The organism is Mycobacterium sp. GA-1841, from assembly GCF_001954135.1.
Taxonomy (GTDB): Bacteria; Actinomycetota; Actinomycetes; order Mycobacteriales; family Mycobacteriaceae; genus Mycobacterium.
Genome location: NZ_MBEQ01000114.1, coordinates 64432 through 82313, shown reverse-complemented (window position 1 = coordinate 82313; position 17882 = coordinate 64432). Strand labels below are relative to the sequence as shown.

The 17882-nt window shown below is 68.4% G+C and carries 14 protein-coding genes; 13 read left to right on the top strand and 1 reads right to left on the bottom strand.

Annotation, left to right across the window (positions count from 1 at the left end):
* The first annotated feature begins 55 nt into the window (after positions 1 to 55).
* The 13 genes from A5740_RS26145 to eccE all read left to right on the top strand — a co-directional run bounded on the left by A5740_RS26145 (position 56) and on the right by eccE (position 16694).
* The gene (locus A5740_RS26145; protein WP_076199018.1) at positions 56 to 958 is read left to right on the top strand and encodes an oxygenase MpaB family protein; all 903 of its coding nucleotides are present in this window, start codon (positions 56 to 58) and stop codon (positions 956 to 958) included.
* A gap of 27 nt (positions 959 to 985) precedes the next feature.
* Positions 986 to 1891 carry a class I SAM-dependent methyltransferase gene (locus tag A5740_RS26140; RefSeq protein ID WP_076199016.1) on the top strand — a complete coding sequence of 302 codons (906 nt, stop codon included), beginning with the start codon at positions 986 to 988 and terminating at the stop codon, positions 1889 to 1891.
* A 186-nt stretch (positions 1892 to 2077) separates the two neighbouring features.
* Complete coding sequence (gene eccA, locus A5740_RS26135; protein WP_076199014.1) at positions 2078 to 3847, top strand: type VII secretion AAA-ATPase EccA; 1770 nt, start codon at positions 2078 to 2080, stop codon at positions 3845 to 3847.
* Positions 3844 to 5400 (top strand): type VII secretion protein EccB, encoded by a 1557-nt coding sequence (gene eccB / locus A5740_RS26130; RefSeq protein WP_076199012.1) that lies wholly within the window; start codon positions 3844 to 3846, stop codon positions 5398 to 5400. The genes eccA and eccB overlap by 4 nt, the downstream gene beginning before the upstream one ends.
* The gene (eccCa, locus tag A5740_RS26125; RefSeq protein WP_076199010.1) at positions 5397 to 9365 is read left to right on the top strand and encodes a type VII secretion protein EccCa; all 3969 of its coding nucleotides are present in this window, start codon (positions 5397 to 5399) and stop codon (positions 9363 to 9365) included. Before eccB ends, eccCa begins: the two co-directional genes overlap by 4 nt.
* Entirely contained in the window at positions 9365 to 9676 is a 312-nt protein-coding gene (locus tag A5740_RS26120; protein WP_076199008.1) for a PE family protein, read from the top strand. The genes eccCa and A5740_RS26120 overlap by 1 nt, the downstream gene beginning before the upstream one ends.
* A 1-nt stretch (position 9677) precedes the next feature.
* Positions 9678 to 11252 (top strand): PPE family protein, encoded by a 1575-nt coding sequence (locus A5740_RS26115; RefSeq protein WP_076199006.1) that lies wholly within the window; start codon positions 9678 to 9680, stop codon positions 11250 to 11252.
* A gap of 61 nt (positions 11253 to 11313) precedes the next feature.
* A complete protein-coding gene (gene esxG / locus A5740_RS26110; RefSeq protein WP_067765159.1) occupies positions 11314 to 11607 on the top strand; it encodes a type VII secretion system protein EsxG in 294 nt (97 codons plus the stop codon).
* Positions 11608 to 11636: 29 nt separating this feature from the next.
* A complete protein-coding gene (locus tag A5740_RS26105; RefSeq protein ID WP_067765147.1) occupies positions 11637 to 11924 on the top strand; it encodes a WXG100 family type VII secretion target in 288 nt (95 codons plus the stop codon).
* A gap of 68 nt (positions 11925 to 11992) precedes the next feature.
* Positions 11993 to 12883: an ESX secretion-associated protein EspG gene (locus tag A5740_RS26100; RefSeq protein ID WP_076199004.1), complete on the top strand. Its 891-nt coding sequence runs from the start codon at positions 11993 to 11995 to the stop codon at positions 12881 to 12883.
* Between the two features lie 61 nt (positions 12884 to 12944).
* On the top strand, positions 12945 to 14390 hold the full coding sequence (gene eccD / locus A5740_RS26095; RefSeq protein ID WP_076199002.1) for a type VII secretion integral membrane protein EccD: 1446 nt from the start codon (positions 12945 to 12947) through the stop codon (positions 14388 to 14390).
* A 7-nt stretch (positions 14391 to 14397) separates the two neighbouring features.
* Complete coding sequence (gene mycP, locus A5740_RS26090; RefSeq protein WP_076199000.1) at positions 14398 to 15777, top strand: type VII secretion-associated serine protease mycosin; 1380 nt, start codon at positions 14398 to 14400, stop codon at positions 15775 to 15777.
* Complete coding sequence (eccE, locus tag A5740_RS26085; RefSeq protein WP_076198998.1) at positions 15774 to 16694, top strand: type VII secretion protein EccE; 921 nt, start codon at positions 15774 to 15776, stop codon at positions 16692 to 16694. Before mycP ends, eccE begins: the two co-directional genes overlap by 4 nt.
* On the opposite strand, the gene A5740_RS26080 is transcribed toward eccE, so the two are convergent.
* Entirely contained in the window at positions 16650 to 17858 is a 1209-nt protein-coding gene (locus A5740_RS26080) for a S9 family peptidase (RefSeq protein WP_076198996.1), read from the bottom strand. The two genes, eccE and A5740_RS26080, sit on opposite strands and share 45 nt — an antisense overlap.
* Positions 17859 to 17882 lie beyond the last annotated feature (24 nt).

The following is a 17882-nucleotide window of genomic DNA, read 5'->3' as shown; positions in this document are numbered from 1 at the left end:
CAGACTGCCAGGCCAGTATCAGGAAACATGAGTTCTCAGTTCTAGGAGGGTGGCCATGACGGTCAGCGATCCGGTGCCGCATGTCGAACGGTCGATGAGCGAGTCGTCGGGACCCGGGGTAGCGCCGAAGCGGCGTCGACGCGGGGCAAGCTTCGACGACGGTCTGATGGGCGTGGCGTTGTTGGCCGGCCCGGCCAACGTGGTCATGCAGCTGGCCAATCCGGGCGTCGGGTACGGCGTCGTCGAGAGCCGCGTCGAAAGCGGGCGCACCGACCTGCACCCGATCAAGCGGGCCAGGACCACGTTCACCTATCTGGCCGTGGCCACCCGGGGCAGCGACGCGCAGAAGGCGGCCTTCCGTCGCGCGGTCAACAAGGCGCACGCGCAGGTCTACTCCACCGAGGACAGTCCGGTGCAGTACAACGCGTTCGACAAGAACCTGCAGCTATGGGTCGCCGCGTGCCTCTACAAGGGCGGGGTGGACGTGTTCCGGATGTTCGTCGGCGAGTTGGACGACGAGACCGCCGACCGGCATTACCGCGACAGCGTGACGATGGGCACGACGCTGCAGGTGCCCGAGGACATGTGGCCGGCCGACCGGGCCGCGTTCGACCGGTACTGGGAGGAATCGCTCGAGAAGCTGCACATCGACGACACCGTGCGGTCCTACCTGTATCCGATCGCGGCGGGCCGGCCCAAGAAGCCGATTCTGCCCCGCGCGATTCAGCGTCGCCTCGACGCCACAGCCCTGCTGATCACCACGGGATTTTTGCCGCAGCGCTTCCGCGACGAGATGCGGTTGCCCTGGGACGCCAAGAGCCAGAAGCGGTTCGACCGGCTGATCGCGGTGCTGCGCACGATCAACGACCTGCTGCCCTCGTTCCTGCGGCAGTTCCCGTTCAACCTGCTGCTCAAGGACCTGGACCGGCGCATCCGCACCGGGCGTCCACTGGTCTGACTGTCAGCTCGGCGTACCCTCGCGCTCGTGCATAGCGAGGGTAGGACAGACAACGACAACTGGGATATCACGACGAGCGTCGGGCAGACGGCGTTATTCGTCGCCGCCTCAAGGGCTTTGGAGGCACGCAAGGCCGATCCACTCGCCGTCGACCGGCATGCCGAGTGGTTCTGCCGCGCGGTCGGCGGTGACTGGACGACCGCCGTAGAGGGCACCGACCCCGAGCATCCGCTGCACACCGAGTTCGGTGAGAACTTTGTCAACTTCCAGGGCGCCCGCACAAAGTACTTCGACGAGTACTTCATCCGGGCGATCGGCGCCGGCGTCAAACAGGTGGTGCTGTTGGCGGCCGGGCTGGATTCGCGCGCCTACCGGTTGCCGTGGGCCGACGGCACGGTGGTCTATGAGTTGGATCGGCCCCGTGTGCTCGAATTCAAGCGCGACATCATGGCCCGACATGGTGAGACGCCGACGGCGGAGCGGCGCGAGGTGGCGATCGATCTGCGGGAGGACTGGCCTGCGGCCCTTCGCGCCGCCGGTTTCGACCCGTCGCAGCCTTCGGCGTGGATTGCCGAGGGCCTGTTGATCTATCTGCCTGCCACAGCACAGGAACGGCTGTTTGCTGGCATCGATGCGCTGGCGGCGCCGGGCAGCTTCGTCGGCATCGAGGAGGCGACGCCGATGCCGGCCGAGGCATTCGAGGCCAAGCGTGCCGAGGCGCTGGCTTCCGGCAACGAGAACGAATTCTTCACCCTGGTGTACAACGAGCAGCACGCTCCCGCTGAGCAGTGGTTCGGTGCGCGCGGCTGGGATGCGCGTCCGACGCCGCTACATGCGTATTTGGCCGAGAACGGCCGCCCGGTCCCGGCTCCTGATTCCGAGGCGGGCTTGATGACGGGAACTATCACCTTGGCGGTCGCGACCAAAAGGTGAGGCAGTTCACGAGCTAGCCCGGATACGTGCCTCTCGACAGTGAAGTTATGCAATGCTAACTTCAGCAAAAGTTAGCTTAGCCATACATAAGGGAGAGAGACGGGGGCTTTGTCGCTCCCGTGCACACATATGGGTAGTGACACGCTTGCGGCTCCGCCTCACGGAGCGCCCCGGCTCGATCGTGATGTGATCAGCCGCTTCGCCACATGTTGTCGTGCGCTCGGCCTGACGGTGAATGACCGGCAACGGCCCGCCGATCTCGCCGCGGCCCGGAGCGGCTTCGCCGGCCTCACACGCATCGCACACGACCACTGCGACGCGTGGACGGGGCTGGCCGCCGCGGGCGACGTGTCGGGTCCGGTGATCGATGCGGTGTGGCGTACCCGGGGCAGCGCCGGGCTGCTGCAGCGCGAGATCGACCTCTCCGCCGGCGATCTCGGATTCGTCTACGACACCGGACTGTATCTGCAGTTCCGGGCCACCGGCGTGGACGATTTCCAGCTTGCCTACGCCGCCCGGCTCGCAGCGGCAGGCTCTTGCGCCGAGGCTGATGCGCTGGTGGGTGAGGTGCTCGCCCGGAGGGCCGGATGGCTGAATGCCACCTGGCTGCGGGTGGCGATCAACCATCGTGCGCAGCGGTGGTCTGACGTGGTGCGACTGCTGACGCCCGTCGTCACCGATCCGTCCCTCGACGAGGTCACCGCGCACGCCGCGCGGGTCACCCTGGGCATCGCCCTGGCCCGCCTCGGCATGCTGGCGCCTGCACTGTCCTACCTGGAGGATCCGTCCGGCCCCATCGCGGTGGCCGCCCTCGACGGCGCACTCGCCAAGGCCCTGACCTTGCGCGGCCAGGGTGAGGACGAGGACGCGAGCGAGGTGCTGCAGGACCTCTTCGCCGCGCACCCGGAGAACAAACAGGTCGAAGACGCCTTGTCGGATCCGACCTTCGGGCTGCTCATCACCACCGCCGCCCGCATCGACGCCCGCACCGATCCGTGGGACCCCGACACCGAACCCTCGGAGTCCGACTTCGTCGACCCGGGTGCCAAGGAACGCAAGGCGCACCTGCTCGTCGAGGCAGAGGCCGAACTCGCCGAGTTCATCGGCCTGGAAGAAGTGAAGTTCCAGGTGGCCCGGCTCAAGAGTTCGGTCGCCATGTCGATCCGGCGTCAGGAACGCGGGCTCGCGGTGGCGCAGCGCACCAACCACCTGGTGTTCGCCGGTCCGCCCGGAACCGGTAAGACCACCATCGCCCGCGTCGTCGCCAAGATCTACTGCGGCCTCGGACTTCTCAAGAAGGAGACCGTCCGCGAAGTGCACCGCGCCGACTTGATCGGTCAGCACATCGGTGAGACCGAGGCCAAGACCAACGCGATCATCGACAGTGCACTCGACGGTGTGCTGTTCCTCGACGAGGCGTACGCGTTGGTGTCCACCGGCGCCAAGAACGACTTCGGTCTGGTCGCCATCGACACCCTGCTGGCCCGCATGGAGAACGACCGCGACCGGCTCGTGGTAATCGTCGCGGGCTACCGCAAGGACCTCGACATGTTCCTGGACACCAACGAAGGTCTGCGTTCCCGCTTCACCCGCAGCATCGATTTCCCGTCGTACTCGTCGTCCGAACTCGTCGAGATCGCCGAGCGGATGGCCGAGAAGCGCGACAGCACGTTCGAAAAGGCCGCGCACGACGAGATGGAGCGGCTGTTCGGCTACCTGGCGGAGGCCACCACGCCCGACGCCAACGGTGTGCCGCGACGCAGCCTGGACATCGCCGGTAACGGCCGCTTCGTCCGCAACCTGGTCGAGCGTTCCGAGGAGGAGCGCGAATACCGCCTCGATCATTCCGACAATGACGACTTCACCGACGAGGAGATGATGACGATCACCGCCGGTGACGTGAACAGCTCGGCTGCCCCGCTGCTGCGTGGCCTGGGTCTGACGGTGCCCGCATGACCGCGCCCGACCCTCAGGACGAGCGCCGCTCTTTCACTTCCCGTACGCCCGCCAACGACAATCCCGACCAGGTGTCCTACCGGCGCGGCTTCGTCACCAAGAACCAGGTCACGGGCTGGCGATTTGTCCAGCGCCGCATCGCTTCCGGCGTGGCGCTGCACGACACCCGGATGCTGGTCGACCCGCTGCGCACACAGAGCCGGGCAGTGCTGACCGGTGCCCTGATCCTGGTCACCGGCCTGATCGGCTGCTTCCTCTTCTCGCTGTTCCGGCCGGGAGGAGTCGCGGGCAACGACGCGATCCTCGCCGACCGGTCGACCGCGGCGCTGTATGTGCGGGTCGGTGAGCAGCTGCATCCGGTCCTCAACCTGACCTCGGCGCGGTTGATCGCCGGCAAGTCGGACAACCCGACCACGGTCAAGACCAGCGAGATCGACAAGTTCTCCCGGGGCAATCTGCTGGGCATCCCCGGCGCGCCGGAGCGCATGGTCCAGAGCGCGGCGAGCGCCGCCGACTGGACGGTCTGCGACGCCGTGTCCGGAACCGACGCCGGCGTGACGGTCATCGCGGGTGAACTCGCGACCGGAGATGGCCGGGCATTGCCGCTGCTGTCCGATCAGGCTGTGCTGGTACACAATCCGGTCGGACCGACGCCGGGTGACTGGCTGCTGTGGGACGGCAAGCGCAGTCCCATCGACCTGGCCAACCGCGCGGTCACCGATGCCCTCGGTCTCGGCGCGCAGATCCCGGCGCCGCGACCGATCGCGGCCGGGCTGTTCAACGCCATTCCCGAGTCGTCGGCACTGACGGTTCCGCCCATCGCCGACGCCGGTGCACCGACGAGCTACGCGTTGTCGACCCCGGTGCCCGTCGGTGGCGTGGTCGCCGCCCACGACGCCGACAACACCGCCCGCTACTACGCGGTGCTGTCCGACGGGCTGCAGCCGGTCTCCCCGGTGCTGGCCTCGATCCTGCGCAACACCAACTCCTATGGCTTGGACCAGGCTCCGCGAATCGGTCCCGACGAGGTGTCGCGGATGCCGGTCTCCGGTGCGATCGACACCGCGGGCTACCCGGACGCGCCGGTCACGTTGGTGGCGCCGTCAGCGGCCCCGGTCACCTGCGCGCAGTGGATCAAGCCGGCGGGTGCCACCGAGAGCGGATTATCGGTGCTCGTGGGCGCGGCACTGCCGGTGCCCGAGGGACTGCACACCGTCGACCTGGTCGGAGCCGGCGCTGACGGCACTGCCTCCCGAGTCGCGCTGACCCCCGGTAGCGGTTACTTCGTGCAGACCGTCGGGGCCGAGCCCGGGTCACCGACCGCTGGTTCGTTGTTCTGGGTGAGTGACACTGGCGTCCGCTACGGCATCGACACCGCAGGTGACGACAAAGTTGTTGAGGCACTTGGTCTCACCTCGCCTGCCCTGCCCATCCCCTGGTCGATACTGACGCAGTTCGCGGCCGGCCCGACCCTGTCCCGTGGCGACGCCCTGACCGCACACGATGCGCTGTCGTCAAATGCAAACGCTGCACGCCTGGAGGCGACCCGATGAGCCGGCTGATCTTCGAGCACCAGCGCAGGCTGGCCCCGCCGACCACCCGCAAGGGCACCATCACGATCGAGCCGCCACCCCAGTTGGAGCGGATCGTTCCACCGTCACTGCTCCGCCGGGTGCTGCCGTACCTGATCGTCATCCTGATCGTCGGCATGATCGTGGCGCTGTTCGCCACCGGCATGCGGATGATCTCGCCGACCATGCTGTTCTTCCCGTTCGTGCTGTTGTTGGCAGCCACCGCGCTCTACCGCGGCGGCGGCAACAAGATGCGTACCGAGGAGGTCGACGCCGAACGCGCCGATTACCTGCGCTACCTGTCGGTGGTCCGCGACAACGTCCGCGCCCACGCCGCCGAGCAGCGCAAGGCGCTGGACTGGTCGCATCCGGACCCCGAGGTGCTGGCCACCATTCCGGGCACCCGCAGGCAGTGGGAACGCGACCCGCGTGACCGTGACTTCCTGGTGCTGCGCGCCGGGCTGCACGATGTGCCGCTGGATGCCGCGCTGAAGGTCAAGGACACCGCCGACGAGATCGACCTGGAACCGGTGTCGCACAGCACCCTTCGCGGTCTGCTCGATGTGCAGCGCACCGTACGCGACGCACCGACGGGCATCGACGTCACCAAACTCGCCCGGATCACCGTGATCGGTGCGCCCGACGAGGTTCGCGACGTGTTGCGCGCCTGGATCGCCCAGGCCGTCACCTGGCACGACCCGACCATGCTCGGCGTGGCGCTGGCCACCCCCAACGTCGACGCCGACGACTGGTCATGGCTGAAATGGCTGCCGCACGTAGACGTTCCGAACCACGCCGACGGCGTCGGTCCGGCTCGGTACCTGGCCAACAGTGTTGCCGAGCTGCGTGGACAATTGGATTCGGCCCTGGTCGGCCGGCCTGCGTTCCCGACCGAAGCGGATCAGGCCTTGAAGCACCTGCTGGTGGTGCTCGACGATCCCGAAGCCGATCCCGACGACATCGCGCGCAAGCCCGGCCTGACCGGGGTGACCGTGATCCACCGCAGCGACAAGCTGCCCAACCGCGAGCAGTACCCCGATCCGGAGCGACCCATCCTGCGGGTCACCGAGGGCCGTCTCGAGCGGTGGCAGAGCAGCGGTTGGCAGCCCTACGTCGACCGGGCCGACGCGATGTCAGCCGCCGAGGCCGCCCACATCGCGCGGCGGTTGTCGCGCTGGGATTCCAACCCCGGCTATGTGCGGTCCACCGCCACCGGCGGGGCGACGTTCACCACGCTGCTGGACATCCCGGACGCCGCGGCGCTGGATGTGGCCAGCCTGTGGGCGCCGCGTAACCGTGACGACGAACTGCGTGTGCCGATCGGCATCACCGCCACCGGCGAGCCGCTGTACTTCGACCTGAAGGACGAGGCCGAGGGCGGCATGGGTCCGCACGGCCTGATGATCGGTATGACAGGCTCGGGCAAGTCCCAGACCCTGATGTCGATCCTGTTGTCGCTGTTGACCACTCACTCCGCCGAGCGGCTCATCGTGATCTACGCCGATTTCAAGGGTGAGGCCGGAGCCGACATCTTCCGCCACTTCCCGCAGGTCGTCGCGGTCATCTCGAACATGGCCGAGAAGCGTTCGCTGGCCGACCGGTTCGCCGACACCCTGCGCGGTGAGGTGGCCCGTCGTGAGCAGCTGCTGAAGGAGGCCGGCCGGCGGGTGCAGGGCAGCGCCTTCAACTCGGTCACCGAGTACGAAGCGGCGATCGCCGCGGGCCATGACCTGCCGCCGATGCCGACGCTGTTCGTGGTCGCCGACGAGTTCACCCTGATGCTCGCCGAGCATCCGGAGTACGCCGATCTGTTCGATTACGTTGCCCGTAAGGGCCGTTCGTTCCGGATCCACATCCTGTTCGCGTCGCAGACGCTGGACGTGGGCCGGATCAAGGACATCGACAAGAACACGTCCTACCGGATCGGTCTGAAGGTGGCCAGCCCCAGCATCTCCCGCCAGATCATCGGGGTCGAGGACGCCTACCACATCGAATCCGGCCGCGAACACAAGGGCGAGGGCTTCCTGGTGCCCGCTCCGGGCGCGGTGCCGATCAAGTTCCGCAGCACCTACGTCGACGGCATCTACGATCCGCCGCGCGCGGAGAAGTCGATCGTGGTGCGGGCACTGCCGCAGCCGCAGCTGTTCACCGCTTCGCGGGTCGAGCCCGAGCCCGACACCATCATCGTCACCAACGAGCCGGAAATCCCGGCGGCGCCGCCGCGCAAGCTGATCGCCACCATCGGCGACCAGCTCGCCACCTACGGCCCGCAGGCACCGAAGCTGTGGCTGCCGCCGCTGGACGACGCGATCGCGCTGGACGACGTGTTGGCCCGTACCGACATCGAGGCCGGTCAATTGCGTTGGCCGCTGGGCGAAATCGACAAGCCCTTCGAGATGCGCCGGGATGCCTTGGTATTCGACGCCAACTCGTCGGCAGCCAACATGCTGATCCACGGTGGTCCGCGCTCGGGCAAGTCCACGGCGCTGCAGACCTTCGTCCTGTCGGCGGCAGCACTGCACTCGCCGAGCGAAGTGAGCTTCTACGCCCTGGATTACGGCGGCGGGCAGCTCGCGGGCCTGGCCGAGCTGGCCCATGTCGGCAGTGTGGCCTCCCCGCTGGAGCCCGAGCGCATCCGCCGTACGTTCGGTGAGCTCGAGCAACTGCTGCGGGCGCGTCAGCAGCAGGGCGCCGTCAGCCGGGTCGGTCGGTACGCCGACGGTTATGGCGAAGTGTTCCTGCTCATCGACAACCTGTATGCGTTCAGCCGCGACAACACCGACACCTTCAACACCCGTAACCCGTTGCTGGCCAAGGTGACCGAGCTGGCCAACGCTGGGCTGGCCTACGGCATCCACGTCGTGATCACCACGCCGAACTGGCTGGAGGTGCCGCTGGCCATGCGCGACGGCCTGGGCCTGCGGCTGGAGCTCAAGCTGCACGACAGCCACGACAGCATCGTGCGGGTGGTGGGCGCGATGCGTCGGCCGGCCGAGTCGGTGCCCGCCGATCAGCCGGGCCGCGGCCTGACCATGGCCGCCGAACACTTCCTGTTCGCCGAACCTCAGCTGTCCGACATCGCCGTGATCAACGCCCGCTACCCGGGACAGAGCGCACCTCCGGTGCGGCTGCTGCCAACCCAGCTGGCCCCGGCGACGCTGGCACCGCTGTATCCCGCCCCCGAGCAGGTGGTCATCGGTCAGCGCGAAGAAGACCTGGCACCGGTGCTGCTCGACTTCAAGCACAACCCGTTGCTGGCGGTGTTCGGTGATGCGCGGTCCGGCAAGACGACACTGCTGCGGCACATCATCCGGACCATCCGGGAGAACTCCCGGCCGGACGAGGTGGCCTTCACCGTCATCGACCGGCGGTTGCACCTCGTGGAGGAACCGCTGTTTCCGGACAACGAGTACACGGCCAACATCGACCGCGTGCTGCCCGCGATGCTGGGACTGTCGGCACTCATCGAAAAGCGGCGTCCGCCGGCTGGTTTGAGCCCGCAGGAGCTCAGCGCGTGGGACTACCGGTCGGGGACCGACAGTCACATCCACTACCTGATCGTCGACGATGTCGATCAGATTCCCGACGGGCCGGCGGTCAGCGGCCAGTTTGTCGGGCAACGGCCGTGGACCAACATCGTGAACCTGTTGGCCGAGGCGTCCGATCTGGGTCTGCGGGTCATCGTGACGGCCCGGGCCACCGGATCGGCCCACGCCGTGATGACCGCCCCGCTGCTGCGTCGTCTCAACGATCTGCAGGCGACAACGCTGATGCTGTCGGGCAATCCGGCCGACAGCGGCAAGCTCCGCGGGCACCGGTTCGCCCGGTTCCCCGCGGGACGCGGCATGTTGCTCGGGGACGGCGACGCGCCCGAGTTCGTCCAACTCGTCAACCCACTCATCGATGACGCGGCACTGTCCGTGAACAACGGGAGAAAGGAATTCTGATGACATTGCGCGTAGTTCCCGAAGGATTGACCGCGGCCAGTGCTGCCGTGGAGGCGCTCACCGCCCGGCTGGCCGCCGCCCACGCCGCGGCTGCGCCGCTGGTGTCGGCGGTGATCCCGCCGGCGGCCGACGCGGTATCGCTGCAGACCGCAACCGGTTTCAGCGCCCACGGTGCCCAGCACACGGCACTGGCCGCCCAGGGCGTCGAGGAACTCGGACGCTCGGGCGCCGGTGTGGCCGAGTCCGGTGCCAGCTATGTCACCGGCGACGCAATGGCCGCTTCGTCGTACCTGACCGCGCGCGGACTCTGACATGACCGCCCCCATCTGGATGGCCCTACCACCCGAGGTGCATTCGACCCTGCTCTCCAGCGGGCCGGGCGCGGGGCCCTTGCTGGCCGCCGCGGGGGCTTGGCAGTCGCTGAGCACCGAATATGCCTCGGCGGCAGCGGAGCTCACCAGTGTTCTGGGTGGGGTGCAGGCCGGATCGTGGGAGGGCCCGAGTTCGGAGCAGTACGTTGCCGCGCACGGTCCGTACCTGATGTGGCTGGCACAGCAGAGTGCCAACAGTGCCGCGGTGGCGGTGCAGCACGAGACCGCGGCCGCTGCCTACACCACGGCCCTGGCCACGATGCCGACGCTGCCCGAGCTGGCGCTGAACCATGCCGTGCACGGCGTGCTGTTGGCTACGAACTTCTTCGGTATCAACACGATTCCCATCGCGGTCAACGAGGCCGACTACGTCCGCATGTGGGTCCAGGCGGCCACCGCCATGACCACCTACCAGGCGGTCTCGGGAGCCGCGGTGATGGCAGCGCCAACCAGCACGCCGTCGCCGCTGTTGCTCAAGCCCGGAGTGGGCGAGGCAGGCACCGCATCGGCCAACGCGCAGCAGATGATGGCGCAGGCCACCGCCACCGATTCCGGTTCCGCGCTGACCACTGCCGACGCGACGGCGGAGAATCCCTACCCGAATCTGCCGCAATGGTTGGTCGATTACCTCGGCAACGACTCGATGATCGGCGGCAAGGAACTGCTGCAGTTCCTCAACGATCCTTTGGGCACCATCCAGGACATGCTGACGTCGTTGTTCACCAACCCGTCGGGCTTCCTGACGACGTGGGGTCCGTTCCTGTTCGGCGTCATCTATCAGCTGATCTTCCAGCCGGTGGGCTGGGGAACCTGGATCGGTGTCGCGCTGTCGCCGTTCCTGATTCCGTTGCTCGCCATTGGGTTGGCCGGCTTGGGCGCTCTGGACCTGCTCCCCACTGATGCTCCGGCCGACACCCCGGCCGAGGGTGACGCTGCCCCGGCGGCCCCGGTGCGCGGCGATCAGGGGCTGCCCGTGGTCGGCCTGGCTCCGGCCGGCGTCGGCGGCGGTGCGGGCGTTGCTGCCGCGCCGGCGGCTGCACCTGCGGCCGGAGTTCCGGCCGCCCCGGCTCCGGTGGCCGCCGCGGCATTCGCGCCGTACGCGGTGATGACCAATGACCCCGACGAGGGTTTCAGCCCGACCGTGGGCGGTAAGTCCAGCGCCCACGCGCCGGCGTCGGGGATTCCGGCGGCGGCCTCGGGTGTGGCAGCCTCACTGGCGGCGCGGCGCAAGCGCCGCCGCAAGCGGGGCGCGGTGTTGGAGGACCACGCCTATGCCGACGCGTACATGGATTACGAGGAGCCCGATCCAGACCCGGCGTCCCAGCCGGAGCCACGGGTACGCGCCTCCGAGCAGGGTGCCGGAGAGATGGGATTCACCGGCACCACAACGAGATCCGAGGCGGCGGCCGCCGGCTTGACCACCTTGTCCGGCGAGACGTTCGACGACCGGCCGGTGTCGCCGATGTTGCCGGGCACGTGGGATCCCGACGATCCGGAGGGGGGACCGCGCAGCTGACCAGATCACCCTCACCACTGAAGACGCACTGCCAATTGTCTACGACCCGAAAGGAATATCCATGAGTCTGTTGGACGCTCACATCCCTCAGCTGATCGCATCCGAGGCCGCCTTCGGCGCCAAGGCCGCACTGATGCGCAGCACCATCGCCCAGGCCGAGCAGGCCGCCATGTCCTCGCAGGCCTACCACATGGGTGAGGCCTCGGCCGCGTTCCAGGCCGCGCACGCCCGGTTCGTCGAGGTGTCGGCCAAGGTCAACGCGCTGCTCGACATCGCCCAGCTCAACCTCGGCGACGCCGCGGGCACCTACGTCGCCCAGGACGCCGCCGCCGCCAGCACCTACACCTCCGTCTAACCGGATACCGAACGGATACAGGAGTTTTCATGTCGCAGATCATGTACAACTACCCGGCCATGCTGGCGCACGCCGGGGAGATGAACACCTACTCGGGTGCCCTGCACGCCGTGGGTGCCGACATCGCCGCCGAGCAGCACGCCCTCGCCAGCGCCTGGCAGGGTGACACCGGTATGACCTACCAGGCCTGGCAGGTGCAGTGGAACCAGGCCATGGAGGAGCTCACCCGGGCCTACCGCGCGATGGCGTCCACCCACGAGATGAACACCATGTCGATGAGCGCGCGTGACGCTGCCGAAGGGGCCAAGTGGGGCTAGTGCCGGAGGCTCCGCGTTGAGCACCGGAGTCGGAGGCTCCGCATGAACACCGGAGTCGGAGGCTCCGCATGAACACCGGAGCCAACGCTGTCGAGCTGACCACGGATCAGGCCTGGTACCTCGCCGATGTACTGGGCGCCGGAGCGTATCCGTGGGTGCTGGCCATCACGCCGCCCTACAGCGAGCCGGCACAGCGGTTCGGCTTTGTCGCCGAGCAGATCGCTGAGCTGACCAGGATGGGCGTGCTCGATGCCGATGGCGGGGTCAATCCGCGGGTGGCGCAATGGGTTCGGCTGGTGTGCCGGGCGACCCAGTGGCTCGACCTACGGTTTGTCTCCGGTCCGGGGGATCTGCTGCGCGGCATTGTCGCCCGCCGACGAGCGCTCGCGCGAGGAGCCGATGAGCAGGGCGCAGACCGGACCGTGGTGGTCTTGCGCAACGCACAGCTGGTGACGTTCACCGAGATGGACATCACCCACCCGCACGCGCTGGTGCCGGTGCTCACCGTCGGACTGTCACAACGCAAGCCGGCGCGGTTCGGCGAGTTCGCGCTCCCGGCCGCGGCCGGTGCCCGCGCGGACGAACAGATCCGCAACGGCACTCCGCTGACCGAAGTACTGGGATTCCTCGGGGTCCCGGAATCGGCCCGACCCATGGTGGAATCGGTGTTCGACGGGCGACGCACGTATGTCGAGATCGTCGCCGGAGAACACCGCGACGGCCATCGGGTCACCACGCAGGTGGGCGTCAGCATCGTCGACACCCCCGAGGGCCGGATTCTGGTCTCCCCGTCGAAAGCCTTCGACGGGGAATGGATTTCGACCTTCACCGCGGGCACTGCCGAAGCGATCGCCGTGGCGATCGAACGGCTCACCGCCTCATTGCCCAGCGGCTCCTGGTTCCCCGACCAACCGCTCTTCCGCGACTTCGACGACGTCGCGGTGAGGGCAACGCACTAACCGACCATGTCTCGTCCCATCGAGATCCACGCTCCACGAGAAGAACCCAGAAAGCATAGGAATGTCCGACAACACTGTGATGCCGATCGTCCGGGTGGCCGTCTTGGCTGCCGGCGACGACGGTGGCCGGCTGACCGAATTGGCCTTGCCGTCCGAGCTGCCGCTGCGCGAGATCCTGCCTGCGGTCCAGCGGATCGTGATCCCCGCCAGGGGCGAGCGAAGCGACGGGGAAGGTACTCGCGGTGACGACGGTGCGAGCGCCTCGGCTCCGGTGCGGCTGAGCCTGGCGCCGGTCGGGGGTGCACCGTTCAGCCTGGACGCCACACTCGACACGGTCGGCGTGGTAGACGGGGACCTGCTTGCACTGCAAGCTGTTCCGGTCGGCCCGGCGGCCCCGCGCATCGTCGAGGACATCGCCGACGCCGCGGTGATCTTCTCGGCCGCCCGCCGGCGGCCGTGGGGTCCCGCGCATATCGCCCGGGCCGCGGCGCTGGCCCTGATCGGACTGATCCTGGCGGGCACGGGCCTGGGTGTCGCCCACCGGGTCGTCACCGGTGAGGTGCTCGGCCTGTTCGTCGTCGGCGGCATCGCCGTCGCCACCGTGCTGGCAGCACTGTCGACCCGGGGCCGCTCACCGGCACTGGCCACGGCACTGTCGATCACGGCGCTGGTCCCGATCGCTGCCGCGTTCGCCCTCGGTGTCCCAGGCGATTTCGGTGCGCCCAACATCCTGCTGGCCGCGGCCGGCGTGGCCGCCTGGTCGCTGATCAGCATGGCCAGCTCAGCCGACGACCGCGGCATCGCAGTGTTCACGGCCACCACAGTGGCCGGAGCCGGTGTGCTGTTGGTCGCTGCGGCGGCCAGCCTGTGGGAGATCAATGCGACGGTGATCGGGAGCGCTCTGATCCTCATCGCCCTGGTGGTCACCGTGCAGGCCGCGCAGCTCTCCGCCATGTGGGCACGTTTTCCGCTGCCGGTGATCCCGGCCCCCGGCGATCCGTCTCCGTCCGCCCAACCCCTTTCGGTTCTGGCCGACCTGCCGCGCCGGGTCCGGGTGAGCCAGTCGCATCAGACCGGCGTGATCGCTGCGGGCGTGCTGCTGGGAGTGGTCGGATCGGTGGCCCTGGTCGGCTCGCCGTCCGCATCGCCGTGGGCCTGGTACGTCGTGGCGGCCCTTGCTCTGAGTACCGCGCTGCGGGCCCGGGTGTGGGATTCGGCCTCGTGCAAGGCCTGGCTGCTCGGCCACCCCTACCTGCTGGCGGCCGCGCTGCTGGTGACCTTTGCGATCGACGACCGCTATCAGGCTGCCTGGTGGGCGCTGGCGGCGCTGGCCGGCCTCGTCGTGGTGTGGGTGATCGCCGTGGTGAACCCGCGGATGGCAACCCCGGACACCTACTCGCTGCCGATGCGGCGCCTGGTGGGCTTCCTGGCGACGGGTCTCGACGCGTCGCTGATTCCGGTGATGGCCTTCCTCGTCGGGCTGTTCAGCCTCGTCCTCGACAGGTGATGAATCGGTGATCCACAAGAGCCTGGGAGTTCTGGCCTCAGCCGGTCTAGTGCTGTTGGTCAGCTCCCCGTCGGCGGGCGCCATCAGCCCGCCCGAGGTCGACCCGCAGGTCGCCCCACCGGCCGGCAGCGCAGGTCCGGTCGAGGCCATGGCGCAGCGCTCCGAGTGCATCACCACCGGGGTGTTGCCGGGAACCGATCCGGGTGCTGTCAGTCCGAACCAGTTGGCGCTCAACCTTTCCGGTGCGTGGAAGCACAGCCGGGGGCAAGGCCAGACGGTGGCGATCATCGATACCGGGGTGCAACCGGGTCCTCGGCTGCCGCATGTCCAGGGTGGCGGGGACTTCATCGAATCCACCGACGGACTGACCGACTGTGACGGCCACGGCACCGCGGTGGCCGGTCTGATCGCCGGCCAGCCCGGTCCCGACGGCTTCTCGGGCGTGGCGCCCGAGGCTCAGCTGATCTCGATCCGGCAGAACTCGCCGCGTTTCGCGCCGCGCGTCCCGGCGGCCGATGCGGTGCAGACCCGCGCGGCAGCCGATGTGGCCAGCCTGGCTCGGGCCGTGGTGCGCGCGGCTGACATGGGTGCGCGCGTCATCAACATCTCCGTGGTGACCTGCGTGCCCGTCGACAAGCAGATCGACCAGACCGAACTCGGTGCGGCACTGCGGTATGCCACCGTCGAAAAGGACGCGGTGATCATCGCGGCCGCGGGCAACACCCAGGGTGGCGTGACCACCGGGGCGGCGTGCGGGTCAAACCCGCTTGCCGACGCCGGCGCGCCCGGTGATTCGCGCAACTGGGGCGGGGTCTCCTCGGTGTCCATCCCGTCGTGGTGGCAGCCCTACGTGCTGTCCGTGGGTGCGCTGAACGCGTCCGGCCAGCCGGCCGGGTTCACCATGGCCGGGCCGTGGGTGGGGATCGCCGCGCCGGGGGAGAACATCGCCTCGGTCAGCAACGCGCCCGGCGGAGGGCTGGCTAATGCGCTGCCCACCGACCAGGACAAGGTGATCCCGCTCAGCGGCACGAGCTACGCCGCGGCCTACGTCTCCGGGGTTGCGGCCCTGGTACGCAGCAAGTTTCCCGACCTGAACGCCCGCCAGGTGGTGCACCGGCTGACCACGACGGCTCAGGGTGCGGCCCGGTCGCCGTCCAACGTGATCGGTGCCGGTGGCGTCGATCCGGTGGCCGCACTCACCTGGGACGTCGCCGACATACCGCTGGACGGGCCGGCGGCCCCCGAGGGCAAAGCGATTGCCGCACCACCAGAACCGGCCCCGCGTGACAACACCGGGCGAATCGTCGCGTTCGCCGGTGCCGGAGCACTTGCGCTGGCGGCCACCGCCGTTGCGTTCAGCGCATATCGACGGAAGGAACCCAAATGACCGCCCGACTTGCGCTGGCGTCCCTGTTCATCGTGGCGGCGATCCTGGCCCGGCCGTGGCAGACCGACACCGAACGCTGGGTGCTCGGTGTCTCCGCTGCCGCGGTGATCCTCCTGCTGGCGTGGTGGGGTGGGCTGTTCCTGACCACCCGGATCGCCCGCCGAATTTCGATGTGGCGGCGTAACCTCGCCAAGAGCACACCGGCCGAGTCCGCCGACGCCGAAACCATTGTGCTGCGAGTGGATCCCGCCAATCCGGACCAGCTGCCGATCGTGGTGAGCTACCTGGATCGCTACGGCATCCGCTGCGACAAGGTCCGCATCACCCATCGCGATGCCGGTGGTGCGCGCCGCAGCTGGATCAGCCTGACCGTCGCCGCTGTCGACAATCTCGATGCCTTGCGGGCCCGGTCCTCGCGAATCCCGTTGCGGGAGACCACAGAAATCGTGGGTCGTCGACTCGCCGATCACCTCCGTGAGCAGGGCTGGACGGTCACGCTCGTCGATGGCGTCGACTCCCCGCTACCCGAACCGGGCAAGGAAACCTGGCGCGGGGTGAAAGACGACTCGGGGTTCGTGGCGGCCTACCGCGTCGGCGTCAGCGACAAGGTGGAGGCGGTGCTCGCCGGGATCGGGGCGCTGCCTGCCCAGGAAACCTGGACCGCACTGGAATTCACCGGTTCACCGGCGGACCCGCAGCTGACCGTGGGGGCGGCGATCCGTACCCAGGACCGGCCGCCGGCCAAGGCTCCGTTGGCTGGTCTGACGCCGGTACGCGGCCGGCACCGTCCGGCGCTGGCGGCGCTCAACCCGTTGTCGTCGCATCGGTTGGACGGCACACCCGCCGCGGTGCCCCCGGCGCTGCAGCCGTCGTCAGTCGAACATGAAATCCCGCAGGAAGCGGGTCATCCGGCGTAGGTAGTCCGGCTGGCTCACGTGCAGCAGGTGGTTGCCGGGGAACCAGTGGAACGCACAGCGATCCCAGTGTTGCCACAGCATTTCGGCCTGCTGCGGTGGAGCCAGCCGGTCGCCCAGCCCGGTGATGATCAACCGTCGCTCCTTGGGTACCAGAGGCCGGTAGTTCAACGGTGAGGCGTACCGGGCAGCGGCTTCGAGCAAGGCCGGGTCGGTCCTGGCCACCAACCGCTGTAGCGCCACCAGCTTGTTGGCCGGAAACCACTCGTCGACCGTGCGATCCGGCGTCACCACCGGGACGTTCGGCACCACCGCCTGAATCCGGTCGTCGACGCTCGCCAGCAAGGCCGAGGTGAAACCGCCCAGGGAAATGCCGGTCAGGGCGATCCGGTCCACCCCGGTGAACTCCAGATAATCGATCACGGACCGGAAGTCGTGCACGGCCTGGGCCATGCCCTCACAGAACCCGGCGTAACCGTGCGCGAAGAAACCGTGCCCGCTGAACGGTGAGAACCGTTCGGCGCGGCGGCCGTGAAACGGCAAGGTGTACAACAAGACGTCGTAACCGGACCGGAAGAACCAGGGCAGCGACAGAAAAAGGCCGTTGGCCAGATACGGCGACCCCATGAAGCCATGGATCACACACAGCGTGGGGTGCGGACCGTCGTCGTGACGCCAATGCTGGGCCCGCACAACGTTGTTGTGGGTGAAACCACCGCACATCTCGCGCAGCGCCGGGTTGACGGCGGTGAAGCTGCTGTCGAACCGGAGGTTCTCGACGCGGCCGTGGGCGGTCACCTGCGCGACCGGATTGGCGGGGCGAGTGGACACTCGAGGGGGTCGGGTGGGCGCCGGAAAGGACACCGCCGGATCCTGGGCCGTGGCCAGGTCGGCATAGAACCGCATGTGCTCGTGTTCGGTTCGCGAAGCCGACGGCCGCACCATCGAGGCCAGCGTGGTCGGGATCATCGACGTCGCCACGATCGAGGCGACTCCGGTGCGTAGGGCGATGTCGGCGACTGCGGAGGCGTCCACGATGGCCCGTTGCCGCAGGGTCAGGTCGACGCGGCGCGGCAACCCGCGGGCACCGGCATCACCACCCGGAACGTTGGGAACCGGGATGGGAGGTTCCACCGGATCGACAGGGTCGACGCGAGACGGGTCCACGATTGCCGATGCTAACCGTTGCGC